The sequence below is a fragment of the Ruegeria sp. F5 genome (genome assembly GCF_056533845.1).
This window is the reverse complement of the sequence record NZ_JBQFOU010000029.1, coordinates 1-19,833: the sequence shown is the minus strand read 5'-3', so window position 1 is coordinate 19,833 and position 19,833 is coordinate 1. Positions and strand designations below refer to the sequence as shown.

General features: G+C 55.0%; 21 protein-coding genes and 1 pseudogene. 16 read left to right on the top strand and 6 right to left on the bottom strand.

What is annotated here, in order from left to right; translation table 11 throughout:
• Positions 1–12 precede the first annotated feature (12 nt).
• Both ACR0K1_RS23880 and ACR0K1_RS23875 read left to right on the top strand, forming a co-directional pair.
• Positions 13–504, top strand: a complete 492-nt coding sequence (locus tag ACR0K1_RS23880) for a hypothetical protein (RefSeq protein WP_480852113.1) — start codon at positions 13–15, stop codon at positions 502–504.
• Positions 505–597: 93 nt separating this feature from the next.
• Positions 598–819 (top strand): annotated as a pseudogene (locus ACR0K1_RS23875) (IS6 family transposase); the annotation flags it as partial.
• Positions 820–1,013: 194 nt separating this feature from the next.
• Here the strand turns inward: ACR0K1_RS23875 and ACR0K1_RS23870 are convergent.
• The 3 genes from ACR0K1_RS23870 to ACR0K1_RS23860 form a co-directional block, all read right to left on the bottom strand.
• The gene (locus ACR0K1_RS23870) at positions 1,014–1,958 is read right to left on the bottom strand and encodes a sugar kinase (RefSeq protein ID WP_480852112.1); all 945 of its coding nucleotides are present in this window, start codon (positions 1,956–1,958) and stop codon (positions 1,014–1,016) included.
• Positions 1,959–2,630: an FCD domain-containing protein gene (locus tag ACR0K1_RS23865; protein ID WP_480852111.1), complete on the bottom strand. Its 672-nt coding sequence runs from the start codon at positions 2,628–2,630 to the stop codon at positions 1,959–1,961.
• A gap of 94 nt (positions 2,631–2,724) precedes the next feature.
• Complete coding sequence (locus ACR0K1_RS23860) at positions 2,725–4,347, bottom strand: GMC family oxidoreductase (protein ID WP_480852110.1); 1,623 nt, start codon at positions 4,345–4,347, stop codon at positions 2,725–2,727.
• 289 nt (positions 4,348–4,636) lie between these two features.
• On the opposite strand from ACR0K1_RS23860, the gene ACR0K1_RS23855 reads away from it, so the two are divergent.
• The 8 genes from ACR0K1_RS23855 to ACR0K1_RS23820 all read left to right on the top strand — a co-directional run bounded on the left by ACR0K1_RS23855 (position 4,637) and on the right by ACR0K1_RS23820 (position 13,596).
• Positions 4,637–6,061 carry an aldehyde dehydrogenase family protein gene (locus ACR0K1_RS23855; RefSeq protein WP_480852109.1) on the top strand — a complete coding sequence of 475 codons (1,425 nt, stop codon included), beginning with the start codon at positions 4,637–4,639 and terminating at the stop codon, positions 6,059–6,061.
• A 55-nt stretch (positions 6,062–6,116) separates the two neighbouring features.
• On the top strand, positions 6,117–7,091 hold the full coding sequence (locus tag ACR0K1_RS23850) for an ABC transporter substrate-binding protein (RefSeq protein WP_480616015.1): 975 nt from the start codon (positions 6,117–6,119) through the stop codon (positions 7,089–7,091).
• 69 nt (positions 7,092–7,160) lie between these two features.
• The gene (locus ACR0K1_RS23845) at positions 7,161–8,687 is read left to right on the top strand and encodes a sugar ABC transporter ATP-binding protein (RefSeq protein ID WP_480616017.1); all 1,527 of its coding nucleotides are present in this window, start codon (positions 7,161–7,163) and stop codon (positions 8,685–8,687) included.
• The gene (locus ACR0K1_RS23840; RefSeq protein ID WP_480616019.1) at positions 8,684–9,691 is read left to right on the top strand and encodes an ABC transporter permease; all 1,008 of its coding nucleotides are present in this window, start codon (positions 8,684–8,686) and stop codon (positions 9,689–9,691) included. The genes ACR0K1_RS23845 and ACR0K1_RS23840 overlap by 4 nt, the downstream gene beginning before the upstream one ends.
• Before the next feature lie 3 nt (positions 9,692–9,694).
• Positions 9,695–10,690, top strand: coding sequence for an ABC transporter permease (locus ACR0K1_RS23835; protein ID WP_480616021.1), 996 nt, complete (start codon positions 9,695–9,697; stop codon positions 10,688–10,690).
• A gap of 1 nt (position 10,691) precedes the next feature.
• Positions 10,692–11,792 carry a mandelate racemase/muconate lactonizing enzyme family protein gene (locus ACR0K1_RS23830; protein ID WP_480616023.1) on the top strand — a complete coding sequence of 367 codons (1,101 nt, stop codon included), beginning with the start codon at positions 10,692–10,694 and terminating at the stop codon, positions 11,790–11,792.
• A gap of 11 nt (positions 11,793–11,803) precedes the next feature.
• Positions 11,804–12,829 carry a zinc-dependent alcohol dehydrogenase gene (locus ACR0K1_RS23825; RefSeq protein WP_480852108.1) on the top strand — a complete coding sequence of 342 codons (1,026 nt, stop codon included), beginning with the start codon at positions 11,804–11,806 and terminating at the stop codon, positions 12,827–12,829.
• The gene (locus ACR0K1_RS23820; RefSeq protein WP_480616027.1) at positions 12,826–13,596 is read left to right on the top strand and encodes an SDR family oxidoreductase; all 771 of its coding nucleotides are present in this window, start codon (positions 12,826–12,828) and stop codon (positions 13,594–13,596) included. The genes ACR0K1_RS23825 and ACR0K1_RS23820 overlap by 4 nt, the downstream gene beginning before the upstream one ends.
• Before the next feature lie 203 nt (positions 13,597–13,799).
• On the opposite strand, the gene ACR0K1_RS23815 is transcribed toward ACR0K1_RS23820, so the two are convergent.
• Entirely contained in the window at positions 13,800–14,732 is a 933-nt protein-coding gene (locus ACR0K1_RS23815; protein ID WP_480852107.1) for a hydrogen peroxide-inducible genes activator, read from the bottom strand.
• A gap of 155 nt (positions 14,733–14,887) precedes the next feature.
• Here ACR0K1_RS23815 and ACR0K1_RS23810 point away from each other — a divergent pair, with 155 nt between their 5' ends.
• From ACR0K1_RS23810 to ACR0K1_RS23785, 6 genes are all read left to right on the top strand, one after another.
• Positions 14,888–15,133, top strand: coding sequence for a YdcH family protein (locus ACR0K1_RS23810; protein ID WP_480852106.1), 246 nt, complete (start codon positions 14,888–14,890; stop codon positions 15,131–15,133).
• A 99-nt stretch (positions 15,134–15,232) separates the two neighbouring features.
• The gene (locus ACR0K1_RS23805; protein WP_480852105.1) at positions 15,233–15,550 is read left to right on the top strand and encodes a hypothetical protein; all 318 of its coding nucleotides are present in this window, start codon (positions 15,233–15,235) and stop codon (positions 15,548–15,550) included.
• Between the two features lie 261 nt (positions 15,551–15,811).
• On the top strand, positions 15,812–16,486 hold the full coding sequence (locus tag ACR0K1_RS23800; RefSeq protein WP_480852117.1) for a phosphatidylserine decarboxylase: 675 nt from the start codon (positions 15,812–15,814) through the stop codon (positions 16,484–16,486).
• A gap of 11 nt (positions 16,487–16,497) precedes the next feature.
• Entirely contained in the window at positions 16,498–17,244 is a 747-nt protein-coding gene (gene pssA, locus ACR0K1_RS23795; RefSeq protein ID WP_480852104.1) for a CDP-diacylglycerol--serine O-phosphatidyltransferase, read from the top strand.
• Positions 17,245–17,253: 9 nt separating this feature from the next.
• Positions 17,254–17,919 carry a class I SAM-dependent methyltransferase gene (locus tag ACR0K1_RS23790; RefSeq protein WP_480852103.1) on the top strand — a complete coding sequence of 222 codons (666 nt, stop codon included), beginning with the start codon at positions 17,254–17,256 and terminating at the stop codon, positions 17,917–17,919.
• A 201-nt stretch (positions 17,920–18,120) separates the two neighbouring features.
• Positions 18,121–18,978 (top strand): SDR family oxidoreductase, encoded by an 858-nt coding sequence (locus tag ACR0K1_RS23785; RefSeq protein ID WP_480852102.1) that lies wholly within the window; start codon positions 18,121–18,123, stop codon positions 18,976–18,978.
• 338 nt (positions 18,979–19,316) lie between these two features.
• Here ACR0K1_RS23785 and ACR0K1_RS23780 read toward each other — a convergent pair whose 3' ends face one another.
• A complete protein-coding gene (locus tag ACR0K1_RS23780; protein ID WP_480852101.1) occupies positions 19,317–19,589 on the bottom strand; it encodes a hypothetical protein in 273 nt (90 codons plus the stop codon).
• A 67-nt stretch (positions 19,590–19,656) separates the two neighbouring features.
• Positions 19,657–19,833, bottom strand: a 177-nt coding sequence (locus ACR0K1_RS23775; RefSeq protein ID WP_480852116.1) for a DDE-type integrase/transposase/recombinase, incomplete at its 5' end; no start/stop codon positions are given.

Here is a 19,833-nt window from a genome sequence, read left to right as displayed (position 1 = left end):
TTCGAGGTCATCATGTCGGATCGTTGCCGGGCCTCAAGAAAGCATTCGTCATTTGGTTTTGAGATACTGTCCAAAACGGGCATTTTCAGATTGCCGCTCTTTCAAGTCACCATGGTCGCTTTACTGGCGTTGTATTCAACACCCGGATTGGCCGACGAATGTGATCGGATTACTATGCTGGAAAACTACGAAACGTCTGCTGTCGCACCCGAAAACGCAGTCTGTGAAACCTTTGTGGGCTTGGCCGGCACCAAGGGCATTTCATGCTTTTGGTCATTTTCGTATCGAAACGATAGCGCTGACCTATTTTTTCGCGACGCTTGGCTTGAAGTCATAAGTTGTCGCGAAGGTAGCAGCCCTTCAGCTTCCGACCCTGTGAACCACCCCGACAGCTACAACTTGCGGGAACTGATCACAGAGCGGGGCACATACCGCGTGTCGAAGAAGGACAAGAGCAAGCAAAACCAAACTTTAGTTGTGATGGGTTTTGTAAACCACAAATAAGAAGTCCTGATGGTTCTGTCGCAAACTTTTTCTCCAACTGTGAGGTCGAGCGTACTTTTGATAGCGCGTGCTCGGATAAGACAGGAGCAAATCGTGACGATCTCTTTCAAGGGTGCGCATTTTCCGAAAGAGGTGATTTTGTACGCTGTTTTCTTCTATCTCCGATACGGTGTTTCATACCGGTATTTGGAATAAATCATGGCGGAACGTGGCTTTGATCTGGATCACGCGACGCTGAACCGCTGGGTGAGCCGATATGCCAGTCTCGTAGCCGATGCTTCACGGTATAGAAAGCGTCCCACCGACCGTTCATGGCTGACATGGTTCGTGCAAAACAGGAAACAAGTTGTTCGAAATTTCCCCCTGCTCAGGTGGTTCTGCTTCTTCCGATTGTGAATGCAAGTATCGAGCGCAGAAATTAGGTTTGATGGCTCGTGTTCAGTTTAGCCGCAACCAGATTTGCGAAGGAGTCAGATGTCAAACTTGGTCGTGATTGAACATAATTTCGCTTACATGCAGAAGTGATCCTTCTTCTGTATTGGTATGATTGCCCCTTTCCATTTGATCACTTCTGTTGCCAAGTTATGGCCTGCTTCCAGACACTCCCGAACGCTCTTACTCCTGACATGCGCTGCAAGAAAACCAGCATTGAAACTGTCCCCTGCGGCGGTGCTGTCCACGACTTCTGCGACGGCATGCAAACCTTCGACCTTCTGCGAAGTAATGAGATCAACCGGACCAAGAGCGCCACGTTTCAGCGCGCCGAATTCTACACCAAGCCTGCCTAAGCGACGCAGCACATCTTTTTCGTTCTGTTCCCCGAAAAGTTCAATCTCATCGTCTAGTGAAGGAAGTGCGATATCGGACAGCTGCCACATCTCAAGATTGAAATCCCTCGCCGCTGTTGTGCTCTCCCACAGTCGTGGCCGGTAGTTACTATCGTAGGCAACAGACCCACCATCATTTCTGAATTCACGCAGAAAGCGGATCAGGTTACTACGTACATTGGGCGGAAGAATCGCAAGGGATATACCGGACAGATACAACAGATCGAACCCTGCTAGTGATTGCATTGAAACGGAGCACGGGGACTGGAAAAGTGTGCGAGCAGCGGAGTTTGAGCGCCAGTAAGTAAAGCTGCGCTCTCCGTTTTCATCCGTATCTATGGCGTAAAGGCCTGGGCATTTATCGTCGCGAATTTCAATATATGAAGTGTCGATATCGTAGGCCGCAATCGACTTTAAAATGATCTGCGAGTAAGGATCCGACCCCAAGGCAGAGCAGTAAGAAATGGACACGTCTGCGTCGGCAAACAATCGGCTCAGGTAAACGGCGGTATTGAACGTATCCCCGGCGACGCCCAGTTTTGCGTTTACGCCATCACCGGATACAAGCTCTATCATCACTTCGCCGATGCAGCAGACCTTGCAGATCGGGCGTTTACTTCCTGTCACTCAAAGCTCTCCGAATGTCTGCCGCACTTGATTCCAGGCACTCTCGAGGTGACGCTTGAGAGCATCTTCGGCCGCGTCCGGATCGCGCATGAGAACCGCATCAAAAATCTCTTTGTGAGCCTCAAAGTTCTTTTGGTTTCGATCCGGCAATCGCGGCATCTGCATCCAGTGCGGTGCCAGCCATGTCGTATAGGCCCGGTTGACCGCAGGCAGGACCGGATTCTGAGGAATTTCATACAATATCCGGTGAAACCCGATATCGGTTTCATAAAACATCTCGCTGTTTTCTATCGCGGCTTCGTTGGCCTCAAGGGCCTGTTTCAAAGCGGCGATGTCGTGCTTGTCCGCTGTTTTGGCGGCGTCCCTGACCAGCGCGGCCTCAAGCAGTATGCGGGTATCGAACAGGTTACGAACGCCTCCTGGCTGGTGAAGCAGATGGGTTACGATGCTTTCGATGGCGCTGAAGGCGCTGTCATATCCCGGCTTTCTCACCAACGGTCGGTGTCTCGGGCGCGCTTCAACCAGCCCTTTGTTCGACAATGCGACCACCGCCTCGCGAACAACCGTGCGGCTGATACCGAACTCTTCCATCATGTCGCGCTCAGGTGGAAGGGGTTGGCCGTCACCCAGTTCACCGGTCTGGATTCTCTGAGCAAGGATTGCGACAACCATGTCCGCAGCTCGCCCTTTTTCAGCTTGGTTCTGCACAAAGATATCCTTTCGGTTATTGGGTCCACACGGACCAGTGCCCCGTGCGGCCTAAGTTCTATAAACGCCCGAGTATCAGGTCCGCGCAACGATCCCCCATCATCATGGCGGGCGCCTGCGTGTTTCCTGCATTAATGTCTGGCATCGCAGACAAATCGCAGACGCGGAGGTTATCAACACCTCTCACGCGCATACGCGGGTCCAGAACGGCCATCGGGTCGTTGTCAGCTCCCATTTTCGCGGTGCCTGCCGGATGGTAGTTGGTTTTTACGAAGCGGCGGCAATAGGCGCGCAGATCCTGATCCGACCGCGCATCGGGTTGCGGCAACATGACTTTGTCGATCCGGTCGGCAAGAGGGGCTGTGTTGAACGCCTCAAGAAAAAACCGCTGGCCCTCTACCATCCTGTCCATATCCTCTGGTTCTTTCAAAAGGTTCGGCGATAAACGCGGCATAGCCTTGGGATCGGACGAGGACAATTTGACAGTACCGCGCGATTTGGGTTTGACTACGACTGTTGTAACGGTCAGCCCGTATCCGTCTTCAACCAAGTGCCGGGTATCACGATCGACATAGACGATCGGAACGCAAAAGGCCTGAATCGTCGGCTCACCATCCGCGTCCCGGGGATTGACGAATGCACCTGCCTCAACTCCGGCGCTGGTGATCGGTCCGCTGCCGAAGAGCTTGAACTGAAGGCCGTTCTTGATCATGCGCAAGCCTTCACCTTGCCGGTAGTAGCCACCCTTGCCCTTGATGCGCGCGGTAATCGGAACTTCGGGATGGTCCACCAGATTTTCCCCGACCCCGGCCAGGTCCGCAACACATGAGATGTCGAATTCGCGAAGATGATTAGCCGGGCCAATGCCCGAGTGCATCAGGATTTTTGGCGTCACCAGAGAGCCGGCTGAGACGATCACTTCCCCGTTGCATCTTTCGGTATGAACAGTTCCCGAACGGTCGACAAATCGGACCCCGACGGCTTTGCCATTCTCAATTATTACGTTCAGAACCTCGGCCTGCAGGCGTATCGTCAGGTTCGGGTCGTTTTTTAGCGGCTCAATAAACGCATAAGCTGACGATGACCTTTTACCCTTACGGTTCATGAATTGGTAAAAGCCGACACCGCGCTGTCTTTCACCATTGAAATCAGGCGAGAAGGGTTCGCCCAAACCCTGAACGGCCTGAACAAACAGTCGCGACAAATCATCGATATGGCCCGGATCAGACACCAGCAACGGCCCACCTGCCCCGTGAAGGTCGTTGAACAGCCGGTTGTTGTCTTCCATGCCGCGAAAATGCGGGAGTACGGCATCCCAGTTCCAGTCGATACCGTCATTGCTTCCGCGCAGGTTGTCGTGCCACGCGTCGTAGTCCGACGGGCGTCCGCGCATGTAGACCTGTGCATTCACAGACGAGCCGCCCCCAAGCACATGCCCCTGCGGGATGTCGTGAACACGCCCGCCCAGATGCTCTTGTTCGACCGTCTTGTGATAGCGCATGAATTTTGTGCCGTTTATCATTTTGAAGATGCCCGGCGGCATGTCCAAAAGCGGGTGTTTGTTGGAATACCCCGCCTCAAGCAGAAGAACGCGGTGCTTTCCGTCCTTGGCCAGTCGTGCGGCGGCCACGCATCCGGCGGCCCCTCCTCCGGCAACAATGTAATCGTATTCGACGGCCATATTGGTCCTTCCGAAGAACAGCGCCTGCTCAACGATACAGGCACGACATGCAGCCCCATCCCAACGGAAGCTCTGCTTTATCGAAGGCAGTCAGGACGGTGGCGATTCACACCTATATGATCATACCAAAATTAGCAAGACGTGGTGCATTTTCGGAACTTAGGCCCTTTTTCAGATAATTTTCTTGACCTGAATGCTATTTTGGGCGAGGTAGGAATTGTTTTGGTATGACCAAAGGTGAGCCGTGTTAGATTTTGACATCCAGTCCGGAACAACCCTCAACGCGCGCATGTTCATTGATGGCGCATGGGTTGACAGCGCGCTCGGCGACCGGGTCGAAGTTGAAAATCCCGCAAACGAGCGCGTCATCGCAACAATACCGATTGGATCGGAAAAGGATGCAGGACGGGCGGTGGAAGCCGCGCACAAAGCGCAATCGGAATGGGAAATGGTCCCGGCTGTGCAGCGTGGGCGCATCGTTCGTCGAATTGGCGAGCTCGTGTTGTCCAAGGCCGAACACCTTGCCCGTATCATCACCACGGAACAGGGCAAACCACTTAATCAGGCATCGGGCGAAGTAGCCGCCACCGCGGAGTTCTTTTTTAACGCCGCCGACAGCGCGCGTCGCATCGAAGGGGATATCCTGACATCGGACAACTGTGACGAAGAGATCTTCATAAGACGCCATCCGTATGGCGTGGTTGTTGGGCTGACGGCCTGGAACTACCCGGCCGCCCTCGTCGCCCGCAAACTAGGCCCGGCACTGGTCGCCGGGAACGGATTTGTTCTGCTTTCGCACGAAATCACGCCGCTCTCGGGTTTGTTTATCGCGGCACTTGCGCAGCAAGCCGGCGTACCGGATGGGCTGTTCAATGTAGTATCGGGTCAAGGTCCGGTGACGGGTCAGGCCCTTGTGCAGCACCCCCTCACCTCAATGATTACAATGACCGGCAGCAACCGGGCCGGGCGTGAGATTTTTCGGGCCGGAGCCGACGGGATGAAGGTGCTGCGCCTGGAACTCGGCGGGAAAGCCCCCTTCATCGTTCTGGACGACGCCGACATAGACCGGGCCGTCGAAGCTGCGATCGTTTCGCGTTTCACAAATTGCGGCCAGATATGCACCTGTAATGAGCGGATGTACCTGCATCGCGCAATCGCCGATGAGTTTTTGGACAAATTTGTTTCCAAGGCGGCAGCATTGACGATTGGCGACCCGATGGACAACCCGGACTTAGGCCCAAAAGTCAGCAGGCTGGAGGTCGACAAGGTGGCATCGCTGGTCCGGACTACGGTTGAGGACGGCGCAGAGGTTCTGTTGGAGGGCGGCCCTCTGAGCCACGGGCCCTACGCCAAAGGCCATTGGATGGCCCCCACGGTTCTGGAAGTCAGAGACAACAAGACCGCAGTGGTAAAAAAAGAAGTATTCGGCCCAGTGGTGCCTGCCATCCGGGTGGAGGATTTCGATCAGGCCTTGGCGATGGCGAATGACACCGCATTCGGATTGTCCGCTTACGTCTTCACAGCAAATCACCGCCGCATCATGCAAACCCCCAAAGCGCTGAAGTTTGGCGAGATTTACGTCAACAGGGCCAATGGCGAACAGGTTCACGCCTTTCACAATGGCTGGGGTCAGTCCGGTCTGGGCGGAGAAGATGGGAAATATGGTTTCGACGGGTACCTGCGCAAGCAGAGCCTTTACTTAAACTGGGGGTGATCCCGGTATCCAGCGGCTTGGAGGAGACGGCCGCATTCAACTTGGAGGAGAGAAAATGAAACGTCGTTATTTGCTTGGATCCGCAATTGCGCTCAGTGTCGGGCTAAGCGCAGGACTGTCCACTGCCGAGACACCGCCGTTGGAAGCCAAAGACACCTACCGCGTGGGCTTCCCGCAGATGGAGTCCAACAATCCCTGGCGCATCGCGCAAACCAAGTCCTTTCACGACACCGCTGAAACCTGTGGCTGGGATTTGATCGCAACGGACGCCGCCGGGTCCGCAGCCAAGCAGGTTGCAGACGTGGATTCAATGATCGCGCAGGGTATCGACGTTCTGTTCCTGCCACCGCGCGAAGAAAAACCTCTCATCCCGGCTGTCATGAAGGCCAAGGCCGCGGGAATTCCAACCTTTTTGGTGGACCGCTCGGTTGACCCAAGCGTTGCTACGGCGGGTGAGCACTATGTGTCGTTCCTTGGGTCCGATTTTATAGAACAGGGTCAGCGCGCTGCAGATTGGTTGATCGCGAATTTTGATGGCGAAAAAGGCGTTATTGTCGAGCTGGAAGGCACTACAGGATCTTCGCCAGCCAACGACCGGAAAAAGGGTTTTGACGATCAGATCGCAACGGATGACCGGTTTGAGATCGTAGCCTCCCAAACGGGCGATTTTGCGCGCGACCTGGGGCGTCAGGTGATGGAAACCCTGTTGCAGGCCCACCCGGACGTGAACGTGGTCTATGCCCATAACGACGAAATGGCGATTGGCGCCATCCAGGCGCTTGAACTGGCAGGCCGGAAGCCGGGCGAAGACGTGATCATCGTATCGATCGATGGCACGCGCGATGCGCTTCAAGCCATTATTGACGGCAAAATGGGCGTGACCGTTGAAAGCTCACCCTTCTTTGGCCCGCTCGCATGCGACGTGATGAAACGCTACGCAGCAGGCGAGGAAATTCCGGGTTGGATCAAGGTCGAAGACCGGATCTTCACCAAGGACAACGCGGCCGATCATATCGACGAAGCCTATTGATCACTCCCTGTGTCGGAGGGGGCGGCTTGCCGTCCCCTTTGATACACCTCATCGCAAGAGATCACGCAGATGACAGACTTAATCGAAATGAGCGGTATCTGTAAGGCGTTCGCCGGGGTCGTGGCCCTACAGGATGCCCGACTTCAGCTGAAGCCCGGCGAAGTTCATGCGATTATCGGCCAGAATGGTGCAGGAAAATCCACTCTTATCAAGATATTGACCGGCGTTTACCGGAAGGACTCCGGGAGTGTGAAAATCAACGGGTCAGAAACCCGGATCAACACCCCCCGCGAAGCGCAGGATGCCGGGATCGCAACGATCTATCAGGAACTGAGCCTCGTGCCCCTGCGCAGCGTGTCGGAAAATGTGATGATGGGGTACGAGCCGCGCACGAAACTTGGATTGATCGACTGGAAACGCGCGCACAAGCAGACAGAAGAGATTTTGAAACGGTTCGGCGTCAACATTGACGTGCGCGCGCAGCTTGGGACCTATTCCACCGCCATCCAACAGCTTGTTGCGATTGCCCGAGCTGCATCCATGAAGGCACAGGTTGTGATCATGGATGAGGCCACATCATCGCTGGACGACCAAGAGATTGAAATCCTGTTTGGAGTCGTACGCGAGCTGAAAAAGCAAGGCGTTGCAATCCTGTATATCTCGCATTTTCTGGACGAGCTTTACCAGATTTGCGACCGAGTGACGATCATGCGTGACGGCCAAACCGTTGGCCAACATGTCGTTTCAGGGACAACCAAACTGGGTTTGATTTCTGAAATGCTGGGCCGTGACCCCGAAGAAATAGAAGCCGCTGGCATGACCGGCCTGGCAGGGGAAAAGCGCAATCAACCTGGCGAGCTTTTGCTGAAGGCCGAGGACATCTCGACAGGTCATGGGCTGAAGGGTGTCACAGTCTCTGTCCGAAAAGGCGAGATCGTTGGGCTGGGCGGCCTACTCGGGTCCGGTCGGACCGAAGTTGCACGGGCACTGTTCGGACTGGATGCCCTGAGCAAGGGAAAAATCACACATCGCGACGATCCGGGTCGCATCAGCACCCCGGCACAAGCGATCGAATCCGGTATCGGGTTCCTAACTGAAGACCGCAAACGTGAGGGGATCATCCCGCATATGTCTGTGCGCGAGAACATGACCCTTGCCTTGCTGCCCTGGCTTCGGAAACTCGGCGGCGTCGATCGCAAGCGCGAGCATGAACTGGTCGGGTCATTCATACGTTCGCTGGACATTAAAACCGCAAGTATGGAGCAGCCGATCCGAGAATTGTCAGGCGGCAACCAGCAAAAGGTCCTGCTGGCGCGATGGCTTGCGCTTAACCCCCGAGTGCTGATCCTGGACGAACCGACCCGCGGGGTCGATGTGGGGGCCAAGTTCGAAATACAGTCGATCATCCGGGACTATGTGGAAAAGGGTCTGGGTGTCCTTCTGATCAGCTCTGAATTCGAGGAACTGGTGGAAGGCGCGGACCGGATCGTTGTGCTGCAGGATGGCCACTCTGTCACGGAGCTGGAAAACCCCGGCGTGACCGAGGAAAGCCTGATCGCCGCCATTGCCCACCACTATGAAAGAGGCGCGGCATGACCCCGGAGAACAAACAAACCTTGCACAGCAGCCGACCCTCAGGGCCGCGACCCCAGTTCGACTGGACCTGGGTCAGCAGCAACGGCGGAGTGATCGCGTTAATCGTAATTCTGGCTTTCAACGTTGTCGTGACGCCGAACTTCCTGAACCCGCAGACCTTATTCGTGAACATCAGCCAGGTGGCGACAATTGCGATTGTGGCCGTTGGGATGACACTGGTGATTGCAACCGGCGGGATCGACCTGAGCGTTGGTGCAGTGATGGCGCTATCAGGGGCAATGGCACCCCTGATCTTCACGTCACCATTTGCCGAGGCAAACCCGCAACTGGGGCTGGCATTATCCATCGTGGTCCCGGTGCTGGTAGCGCTGCTCTGCGGCGCCTTCAACGGGTTTATGGTCAGCTATCTGAATGTGCAACCCATTGTTGCAACACTGATTTTCTTCATCTCAGGCCGGGGCATCGCCTTGGTTCTGACCAACGGTAATCTTCAGACCTTCACCAACCCCGAGTTCAGCTATCTGGGCACCGGAAAGATCCTTGGTTTCCCATTTCAGGGGTATCTGGTCCTCATCATAGCGGTCGTTGTGTGGTGGATGGTAAGCCAGACAGTGTTTGGTCGTCAGCTTTTGGCAGTGGGTGGAAACGAAAAGGCTGCGCGACTGGCCGGTGTACCAGTCAAGCGAGTCAAGATCGGGGCTTACGTAATTTGCTCCGGTCTGGCGGGTCTGGCGGGTCTGATCGTGGTTGCGATCAACTCCGCCTCGGACGCGGCGCGGATCGGCAACTTGATGGAACTGGATGCAATCGCCGCCGCAGTAGTCGGTGGCGCGTTATTGCAGGGCGGCAAGGCGCCTATTTTTGGCGCCATTCTGGGGGCCGTGATCATTCAGCTGGTCAAATACACCCTGTTGGCCAACGGGGTCGCAGACGAAGTCGCGCTGATCGCCAAAGCCGCAATCATCGTGATGGCCGTTTATCTTCAGCAAGCGCGCAAGGAGTGATCAATGCTTGATACATCCGCATTCGACCTGCGCCGCTATCTGCAGGGCAACACACACAGCATCGGCGTCTGGATCGCGCTCGTCGTCCTGATCGTGTTCGGCTTGCTGCGTTATGAGAACTTTGGCGGTGCCTACAACATCTCATCTTTCCTGAATTACAACGCGATGTTCATCGTTATCTCTGTCGGGATGTGCTTTGTGATCCTGACCGGCGGCATCGATCTGTCCGTAGGATCAGTTGCGGCGTTCACATCTGTTATCGCGGCCTATCTGTCACCGTACGGTATTCAGGTCGCTTTGCCCGGTGCGGTGGCAGCAGGGCTGGCCATAGGCGGGTTGAACGCCTTCTTTGTTGTCGCAATGCGCATCCCACCTTTTATCGCCACGCTTGCCACAATGCTGGCGGCCAAAGGCGGTGCATTGGTGATCTCAGGCGCGCAAACCATTTCGATCGACTGGGGATCGAATTTCACCAAGCTCGGTCTGGAAAAGGCGTTTGGCATATTGCCCTGGACGATTGTGATAACCCTTGTGTTGGTTGTCGCGCTTTGGGTCGTGCTCGAAAAAACGTCTTTGGGGCGCACGGTTCTTGCAGTCGGCGGCGGTGAAGATGCCAGCATCATGATGGGCCTCAGCGTGAAAAAGGCGAAGATCTTCGTCTACACGCTCAGCGGCGGATGCGCGGGGTTGGCAGGTGTCTTTCTTGCCTCTGGTTTTGGTGCGGGGCAGCCACTTGAAGGTGTCGGCTGGGAACTTTCTGCCATCGCATCGGTCGTCGTCGGCGGTACTTTGTTGACGGGTGGTCTGGGATCAGTCCCGGCAACCGTCGCAGGCGCGCTGTTGCTGGGTCTGGTTTTCAACATCCTTAACTTTGAGAACGGCAGAGGCGTGATCAGCTTAAGCGCTTACTGGCAGATGGTGATCCGCGGAGCCTTCCTGTTTGTCGTCATTGTCTTCCAAAGTCGCGTGGCGTCGTCATCAAAGGAAGGAACAGTTTGACATGGGACAAATCGCAAGCGTTTCCGTGAACCTGTTTGATGTTCCCCTTGCCGAAGTGCTGACGGATGCGAAACACGGGGATCACACCCATTTCGAACTGGTAACCGCGACAATCCGGCTTGACGATGGCCGTGAGGGGACCGGCTATACCTATACCGGTGGCAAAGGCGGGCGATCCATCGCTGCCATGATCGAATTCGATCTGGCGACCTTTCTGACCGGACAAGACGCGGACGATGTCGAAGCATTGCACGACGCGATGCAGTGGCACGTGCACTACGTCGCGCGGGGCGGTATAGCGTCCTTTGCGATCTCTGCCGTCGATATCGCGCTGTGGGATTTGCGTTGCAAGGCACTTGGGAAACCGCTGTGGCAGGTTGCCGGTGGTCACAGCAACCGATGCCGCGCCTATGCAGGTGGCATCGACCTGAATTTTCCGCTTCCAAAACTGCTTACATCCATTCGGGGCTATCTGGACCGGGGCTTCAACGGTGTAAAAATCAAAATCGGGCAGCCCACATTGGAGGAAGATTTAGCGCGGGTCGAAGCGGTGAGAAACCTGATTGGACCGGACATCACCTTTATGGTCGACGCCAACTATTCCATGAGCGTGGATCAGGCCATCGCCGCCGCACGCGCCTTTGAACCTTTCAACCTGACGTGGTTTGAAGAACCCACAATTCCAGACGACTACAAGGGTTTTGGACGGATCGCGGCGAACTCAAACATTCCCTTGGCCATGGGTGAAAACCTGCACACGATCCACGAGTTCGAATACGCAGTGGCCGATGCGTCGCTAAGCTATCTGCAACCGGATGCGTCCAATTGCGGTGGTGTGACGGGTTGGTTGAAAGTCGCGGAACTCAGCCGGGAACACAATTTACCAATTTGCTCCCACGGAATGCAGGAACTGCACGTCAGCCTTGTCAGCGCGCAGGAAAATGCCGGCTGGATCGAGGTGCATTCCTTTCCGATCGACTATTACACCACCCGCCCGCTTCACGTCGAAAACCATCTGGCTGTTGCGCCTGATGATCCGGGGATCGGCGTCACCTTCGACTGGAACAAGCTTCGCCAAGCTCACAAGGAAATGCACTCATGACCCCTGACACGATGACCGCGGCCTACTACCGTGGTGACAAGACATTCATAGTCGAGAACGCCGGAGTTCCACGACCGAAACCGGGTGAAGTTCTATTAAAGATCGCCTATTGCGGCATTTGCGGCACCGACATGCACGTCTATCACGGAAACATGGACGCTCGCGTCGGGCTGAACCGCATCGTCGGCCATGAAATGTCGGCGACCGTGGTAGAGCTTGGCGAAGGCGTGTCCGGGTTTGAGAAAGGCCAGAAAGTCGTCGTGCGCCCCTTGGCAGCCTGCGGAAATTGTCCGGCCTGTGCTGAAGGTTATTCACACATTTGTCACAACCTGCAGTTTCTGGGCTTGGACACGGATGGGGCCATGCAAGAATACTGGTCTGTTCCAGCCGAGACCCTGCATGCTCTGCCAGAAGACATACGCCTGGACTATGCCGCCTTGATTGAACCCGTTGCTGTCGCGTGCCACGACGTGCGGTTGTCAAAGTTGAAGCCCGGCGAAAACGCTGTGGTCATCGGCGGCGGGCCCATCGGTACACTGGTTGCCATGGTCGCAAGAGACGCAGGAGGCAACATCACGATCTCTGAGGTCAACGAAAACCGCTTGGAAATCGCGGAGGGGCTTGGCTTCGACACCGTCAACCCTTTGAAAAGCGACCTGGTCGCAGCGATCAATGAAAAGACGGGCGGCAAAGGCGCCGAGGTCGTGTTCGAAGTATCCGGGTCTCAGCCGGGTGTCGATGCAATGACAACCGTCGCCGCGACCCGCGGGCGGATCGTGATGGTGGCGATCCATGCCGTCCCGCCGAAGGTCGACATGTTTCAGTTTTTCTGGCGTGAGCTCAAATTGATTGGCGCCCGGGTCTATGAGCCCGAGGATTACGAGAAAGCCATCGAGTTAATCAGAAACGGTGCGGTGGATGCCGCCACAATAATCACCGATGTCAGCCCGTTGAGCGACATTCAATCCGCGTTTGAGGCACTGGATTCCAGCCCGGTCGCAATGAAAAGCCTGATCAAGATCGGTGACAGAGGATGAGTGGTTTGTCGATGTTTGACCTTGCTGGAAAGACCGCCGTTGTCACCGGGTGCAAGCGTGGGATCGGGCGAAGCATGGCCGAAGCGTTGGCATTGGCTGGCGCTGACGTTGTTGGCGTCAGTGCAACGCTGGAACCGGAAAACAGCGAGGTCGAAAAAAAAGTCCGGGAACATGGGCGTGCGTTTAAGGCATTTCAGTGTGACTTCCGGGATAGGGACGCGGTGCGCAACTTTGCTGCGCAGTTGTCTCGGGAAGGCATCGTGCCAAACATTCTCGTCAACAATGCCGGAACGATCAGACGTGCGCCAGCGGCTGAGCATTCGGACGACCTCTGGGACGAAGTGATCGACGTGAACCTGTCCGCGCAGTTCCTTTTGGCGCGCGAGATTGGCGGCGCGATGTTGAAACGCGGCAGCGGCAAGATCATCTTCACGGCGTCGCTTCTTACGTTTCAAGGGGGAATCACAGTTCCGGGATACGCAGCCTCCAAAGGCGGGATCGGCCAGCTGACGAAAGCACTGGCAAATGAATGGGGGGGACAAGGAGTAAACGTCAATGCGATCGCCCCCGGCTATATTGCGACGGACAATACTCAGGCCTTGCGCGATGACCCGACACGCTCTCGGGCTATTCTTGAAAGGATACCGCTGGGTCGGTGGGGCAAACCCGACGATTTTGCGGGGCCTGTGGTATTCCTGAGCTCTGCAGCCTCTGACTACGTCAATGGTGAAATTCTTGTCGTGGATGGCGGATGGATGGGTCGCTAGCTCAGGATATCCAACGGTGGAATTCACTTGGAAATGAAATGGATGCGCATCGGTCTCCGAACATTCCGCCCAAGTTAGACCAATGTAACTTTAAGCGCCTACCGCCCGGGACGGCGGCGCGGCGCTGCACTGGAGAACGGCTCTCTGGAAATAAGCCGGACCTTTTGCGCTATGCAGGCGGAACGCTCGCCCTGCTTAGCACCTCACTCTGGGGTCAGCAGATCGGCAAACTTGTCGCGCGCAACAGACCGGAAAACGGTTCCTATACTTTCTATGGTGCGTTTGTGCGCTGAACGTTTTCTCCAGACCAAGCCAACGGACCTTGTGAAACGGTCCTTGCGAAACGACAGAACAGAAACATCCCCGGTGTCCAGGGAAACTTCGGAACGCACGTACAGCGCAGGCAGAAAGCAGACACCCATGTTTAACGCAGTCATTTGCCGTAAGGCATCAAGACTTGTACCTTCATAGTCTTGCCGTGGATTGGCACCCAATTCCTCGCACAAAGCGACGATCTGATTGTGCAACACGTAAGTCGACGTCAAAGCAAGGATGTCTTGCCCGACCAAGTCCGCATCTTGGGCTTCAGACTTGCTCGACAGCGCGTGATCTTTTGCGACGGTCAACTTGAGTGGCTCCCGGAATAGGCGCTCTACCTCCAAGTCGGCTGATCGTACCGGAAGCTGTGTGAGGATTAGATCATGCTGACCGCGAAGAAGCTCTTCTTGCAGAACCAGCGGTGCTGCGTCTCGAACGATTAGCTTTAGCGAGGGGTAGGATGTGTGCAGGCGCCGCATAATATGCGGCAGAAAATAAGGACCCAATGTCGGAGATGTTCCCAAGCGGATGGTGCCACTGACACCTGCGCTGGCATCTCGCGCCAAGCCCCTAAGCGTTTCCGCTTCTTCAAGTACCCGTCGCGCCTGCGCCAGAACTTCGCGCCCAGTTGGGGTCAGTATTGCCCCCCGCTGTCCCCGCTCGACCAATTCGACGCCAAGCGCGGTTTCCAGCCCGGCGATCTGCTGACTCAGCGAAGGCTGGCTGATACCAAGGCGTTCAGCCGCACGCCGATAGTGCCGCGCTTCCGTCAGCGCGACGAAATACTCCAGCTGCTTCAAGGTTACATCGTTGCCCAAAGTGTCGACCTAAAATTGATAGGTTTTTCCTATTCAATTTTAATTTATGATCACCTTTCATAAACTTCAATCCAACCGATATCGAAAGAATTAGAGCTGATTGAGCGGGCTCGTCAGTCAGCCCTAATCAATCGCCACCTGGATAGGAGACAGAGATGCCCCGCAATAACCGTGTAAACGCCTTTTCGTTGAAAGCCCGTCTGGCTGAGCTGCGCATCAAAAACATGGAAGTCAAAAAGCTAATAGCCGACGAACTGAAGAGGCCGCTGCCATGTTCATTGTCTTTGCAACGGCTCAAACGCAGGAAACTGGAATTGAAAGACCAAATGTCCCGCTATGACGGGCTGCTTCGCACATTGAGTGCCTTGTCGCCCAGCCAGTCCCTTCATCCCCTAAGGTGATCAATATGTTTTCACAAATGTACCAACTGACCGGCCTCAGATTTTTTCACAGCACTGATCTGAGAGACATGAGAAAAGCCATTCTGGAAGACGAAGAGGATGGACCAGACGGCGGTAGTCCGCACGTCGATCCGCGACAGGCACATCGTCAGGGTCAGCCCCGTATCCGATAGAACAGGATTTCGGCGTCGGCGCGGTGTAGTGATGCGCCGCGGCCAACGGCATGAGTCACTGAGCAGTGGAATCGTCCGTTGGTACGGCCAATCTCACGAATTGATTGCATTCGAAGAAAGCCGGATTTTACGAAGTTTGAATAGCTTCCAACCGGTCCAGGTCGAAGATCTGGTAGTGGAATTTAGCCTCAACCCAACTGAAATCGCCGAAGTGATCGGAGATTCAGACAGTCAATCCCTATGAATCAGGTATCTGTGAAACAGGTTGGCGGTGCCCTCTTCGCTCTATTGGAAAGTGCGTATGTGCAGACTTCACATAATTTCGCCTACCGGGAACAATGCCGATGCCCATGTATCGCTCACACAAGCGCCGCGGTGCTGTGAGTAGCGCCTATCAATCTGTAACACCCTAACACAGATTGACATTGACGGTACTGGTCATACTTGCGTTCCGCTCCAATCCACTTATGAAAGTGCCGTCAATTGACCCGAGGGAATGCTTGCGATGCGCATGCGCGATACCTTCATCAAACCGATGCACCCAGAAGGTATTCGGTTTGTCGCAATCTTTGCCGCCGTAACCGTCGGGCTGTTTCTGTTGTCAGACATTCTGGGCTGGATTGGTGTCGGCCTCACGATCTGGTGCTACTATTTCTTTCGCGACCCGGAACGTGTGCCGCCCACAGGAAAAGGGTTGATCGTCAGCCCGGCGGACGGCGTGGTTTCTCTGATCGAAGCGGCGGTACCACCGAAAGAGCTCGGGATGCCCGACACGCCCCTCACCCGCGTCAGTGTGTTCATGAGCGTTTTCAATTGTCATGTGAACCGGACGCCCATTGAAGGTGAGATTTCCGCTGTTGCCTACCGCCCCGGCAAGTTTTTCAACGCTTCCCTGGACAAGGCCAGTGCTGATAACGAGCGCAACAGCCTTCGTATTCAAATGAGGAATGGTCAGGACTTGGCCGTTGTCCAGATTGCCGGCTTAGTGGCCAGACGGATCGTCTGCTTCGTGAAACCTGGCAACGCACTTCAAACCGGAGAGCGATTTGGATTGATCCGTTTCGGATCCCGGCTGGACGTTTACCTTCCTGATAATGTGGAGCCGCAGGTGCGTGTCGGGCAGACGATGATTGCGGGTGAAACCATCCTTGCCAGTTTGCACACATCCAATGAAAAGTAGGTGCTGGATCAGTGACAGAACCATCCGAACAGGAAGAGACCGGGTTTGCGCTGATCCATTTGCTGCCCAATGCGCTGACCATTACGGCTGTTTGTGCGGGTCTGTCCGCAATCAGATTTGGCGTTCAGGGCAACTACGTGCTTGCGGTGCAACTCATCATTGCCGCCTGTGTGCTGGATGGATTGGACGGGCGCATTGCACGCCTACTCAGCAGCGATAGTAAAATGGGCGCTGAGCTCGATTCACTCGCTGATTTTTTGAACTTCGGAGTGGCCCCTCCGCTTGTTCTCTATTTCTGGGCTTTGCAGGACATACGCAGTGCGGCATGGCTTGCAGTTCTGTTCTTTGCGGTGTGCTGCGTCATGCGCCTAGCCCGGTTCAACGTGGGTAGCAAGTCCGAGACCTGCGACCAGGACAGTGCTTATTTCGAGGGAGTTCCGGCCCCTGCAGGGGCGCTTCTGGTGATGCTGCCAATGTATCTATCCTTCGCCTTCGCGGATGCCCCATTGCTGCCCAGTATAGTGATTTGCCTCTACATGATGCTGATCGGTCTTCTGCTCATCAGTCGAATTCCAACATGGTCATTTAAAGCCACGCGGATCTCACGCGAGAACGCAAAGTTTTTTCTCATCGGCGTCGCTGTTGTTGGCGCCGCGCTGCTGACCTTTGCCTGGGCCACGCTGATCGCACTTTGTGTCGGGTATGTGGGAATGGTCGCCTGGGCGTGGCTCGACAGCGAAAGACCTTCTAACCGTTAAGGACAAGATATGGACATCAAGGCCGTTCAAACCTCTTACGCTCGCTGGGCACCCGTCTACGACAAGACGTTTGGAGCTGTCACGAACGTCGGGCGCCAGTGCGCGGTTGAATACATCAATACGCGCCCAGGCAAAGTGTTGGAGGTGGGCGTGGGTACCGGGCTGTCACTGGAACACTACAAGCCCGAGATGCAGGTGACCGGGATCGATTTCAGCGAGGACATGCTGCAAAAGGCACGCGACAAAGTAAAAGATCTATCGCTGAACCATGTCGCAGAACTCCGGCAAATGGATGCCCGCACGCTTGATTTTCCGGACGACAGTTTCGACACGATTGCAGCGATGCATGTTCTGTCCGTCGTTCCGGAACCGGAAAGGGTGATGGCGGAAATTGCAAGGGTTTGTAGACCGGGTGGGAAAGTGGTGATCACCAATCATTTTCAACGAAAACGGGGGCTGCTTGCATCCCTGGAACGCGTTTTTGCTCCGCTCGCAAACACGATTGGTTGGCATTCCGACTTCAAGATCGAAACTGTATTGCAAGAGGAAGCATTGACCGTCGAAGAGCAAAAACCACTTCCGCCGCTGGGGATGATGACTTTTATGGTATTGAAGAAATCAAAGTCGCATAACGGCCTTGTCAGTCAACCTAGTGGGCCACAAAGAGTAAGGTGAGCACACCAAATTTTGCTCAGCCATTTCACGCATTTAAGCTTATGTCGGTCTTGCCCTGTGCCACGGACGCCACGAAAGGATGGCCGCTCGGGTATTGCGCTTAGTTTACGAGGTCCGCGTTTGAAGTCCCGCTATTGACCTTAAGTCGGCTACATCAGATCGTTGCCAAAAGCAATTTCTCTGCTGCATGGAGCCATTCCCTTGTCCAAAGTCATTCTGATCACCGGGACGTCAACTGGGCTTGGCGTTCAAATCGCCGTGCAAGCCGCGCGGGCCGGTCATACGGTCTACGCCACGATGCGCAACCTTACCAAGCGCGATACCCTGGACGCTGCGACCGCCGAAGCGGGCGTTAGTCTGAATGTGCTTGCCCTGGACGTACAGGACAATGCCAGCGTGAACGCCGCTGTCGACCAGATCATCGCGGACGAAGGGCGGATCGACACGTTGATCAACAATGCAGGTGCTGGGTTTGTGCGCACAACCGAACAGGCCAGCGAAGAGGACGTTGCCTGGGTCATGGATGTAAATTTCAAGGGTGTCGTGCGCTGCACAAAAGCGGTAATGCCACACATGCGCACTGCACGCACAGGTCACGTCATCACGATCTCATCCGTAGGTGGCCTTGTGGGCCAACCGTTCAATGAAATCTACTGTGCTGCAAAGTTCGCAGTGGAGGGATACACAGAAGCCCTGGCCAGTTATATCACGCCCAATTTCGGCATCCATTTCTCAGTTGTCGAACCGGGCGGCATCCAATCTGAATTTGCCGCTAACGTGCTAAAACATGTTGAGGCCACGGGCGGGATGCTTGAGGATGAGTACCTGCCCATTCTCCAGAAATACATTGGTGGCGCGCAAGCGCGAATGGATGGGAGCGATATCTATCAGACCTCTGAACAGGTCGCCTCGGTCGTGATGGACGTGGTTGACGCCTCCGAACCGCCAATCCGCATGCGAACTTCGGATTGGGGTGAAGAGTTCACGCGCCTGAAAACCGAAGCAGACCCGGATGGAAAAAAGCAACAGGCGGCTGTAATCGAGCAGTTCCTCAGTTGAACCAAGCTACTTGAACGCGGTTGACTGGAACGTGACGACCTCTCTGCGATTGCTGCGAGATTTCATGCCATACCACTGACGGCGCTTACTATTTTTGATCTCTCTCAGTTCAGTTTAGTGTCGGTCCTTGGAATTGTGGGCGGTATTCTCCGAATGCGGCCACATGGAATATTTTTCCCTATTTGCAACTGTTGCGTACGTTCCAAAATACGCAGCGATCAATCCGATCTCTTCAGACTAAGAAATTTTATTGCACCTAAATGCTCAGCGCGAAGCCATCGACTGACAAAAAAATGCACCAGAACCAGCTTAAGACATAATTGCTTGAGAATTTGCAGCTAAATTGTAAGTGGCGTGATGCCACCTGCGAACGATGCGAGAATAGGAGCGGTAAGTGCAAAGCCAGCGCGCAACACCTCTCCAACGCCTTCTTTCAATCCGTGAGATGCCTTCCAGTCTTCAACATCAAAAACGTCTTCTGTCGTTTCGCTTTGATGGGCCTTGCGGGCAAGGTCTTTGATGCGACCGTCCAGTATCAAGGCGACAGGAAGATAGAAACTCAACATCAGCAAGCAAAAATAGGTTCCGGTAAACAATGCCGATGCGGTCACCAACGAGGTATAAGCGGATCTGTTGCGAAGTTTTAACTGGCGACAGCGATAGCATTGTATCGGCGGGCTAAGCGGCCAGCTCTGCAAATTGCCGAAACGGACAGACTCCGGGCGTGATTTGACCTTTGCGGATCATGTGTGCCACTTCGATTTCGTCGAGGGTTGCCGCCGCTGAAGCGAACGCCTTGAACCCTAGCATTGGCCGGATGCGTCTCTTGATGAAACGATGGTCCTGTTCCTCGAT

What these genes read in the sequence shown, in the direction of transcription:
- ACR0K1_RS23880 (WP_480852113.1), top strand. Translation starts at nt 13, where the DNA reads ATGTCGGATCGTTGCCGGGCCTCAAGAAAGCATTCGTCATTTGGTTTT.
- ACR0K1_RS23865 (WP_480852111.1), bottom strand. Translation starts at nt 2,630, where the DNA reads ATGGTTGTCGCAATCCTTGCTCAGAGAATCCAGACCGGTGAACTGGGT.
- ACR0K1_RS23860 (WP_480852110.1), bottom strand. Translation starts at nt 4,347, where the DNA reads ATGGCCGTCGAATACGATTACATTGTTGCCGGAGGAGGGGCCGCCGGA.
- ACR0K1_RS23855 (WP_480852109.1), top strand. Translation starts at nt 4,637, where the DNA reads ATGTTCATTGATGGCGCATGGGTTGACAGCGCGCTCGGCGACCGGGTC.
- ACR0K1_RS23850 (WP_480616015.1), top strand. Translation starts at nt 6,117, where the DNA reads ATGAAACGTCGTTATTTGCTTGGATCCGCAATTGCGCTCAGTGTCGGG.
- ACR0K1_RS23845 (WP_480616017.1), top strand. Translation starts at nt 7,161, where the DNA reads ATGACAGACTTAATCGAAATGAGCGGTATCTGTAAGGCGTTCGCCGGG.
- ACR0K1_RS23840 (WP_480616019.1), top strand. Translation starts at nt 8,684, where the DNA reads ATGACCCCGGAGAACAAACAAACCTTGCACAGCAGCCGACCCTCAGGG.
- ACR0K1_RS23835 (WP_480616021.1), top strand. Translation starts at nt 9,695, where the DNA reads ATGCTTGATACATCCGCATTCGACCTGCGCCGCTATCTGCAGGGCAAC.
- ACR0K1_RS23830 (WP_480616023.1), top strand. Translation starts at nt 10,692, where the DNA reads ATGGGACAAATCGCAAGCGTTTCCGTGAACCTGTTTGATGTTCCCCTT.
- ACR0K1_RS23825 (WP_480852108.1), top strand. Translation starts at nt 11,804, where the DNA reads ATGACCGCGGCCTACTACCGTGGTGACAAGACATTCATAGTCGAGAAC.
- ACR0K1_RS23820 (WP_480616027.1), top strand. Translation starts at nt 12,826, where the DNA reads ATGAGTGGTTTGTCGATGTTTGACCTTGCTGGAAAGACCGCCGTTGTC.
- ACR0K1_RS23810 (WP_480852106.1), top strand. Translation starts at nt 14,888, where the DNA reads ATGCCCCGCAATAACCGTGTAAACGCCTTTTCGTTGAAAGCCCGTCTG.
- ACR0K1_RS23805 (WP_480852105.1), top strand. Translation starts at nt 15,233, where the DNA reads ATGGACCAGACGGCGGTAGTCCGCACGTCGATCCGCGACAGGCACATC.
- ACR0K1_RS23800 (WP_480852117.1), top strand. Translation starts at nt 15,812, where the DNA reads ATGCGCATGCGCGATACCTTCATCAAACCGATGCACCCAGAAGGTATT.
- ACR0K1_RS23790 (WP_480852103.1), top strand. Translation starts at nt 17,254, where the DNA reads ATGGACATCAAGGCCGTTCAAACCTCTTACGCTCGCTGGGCACCCGTC.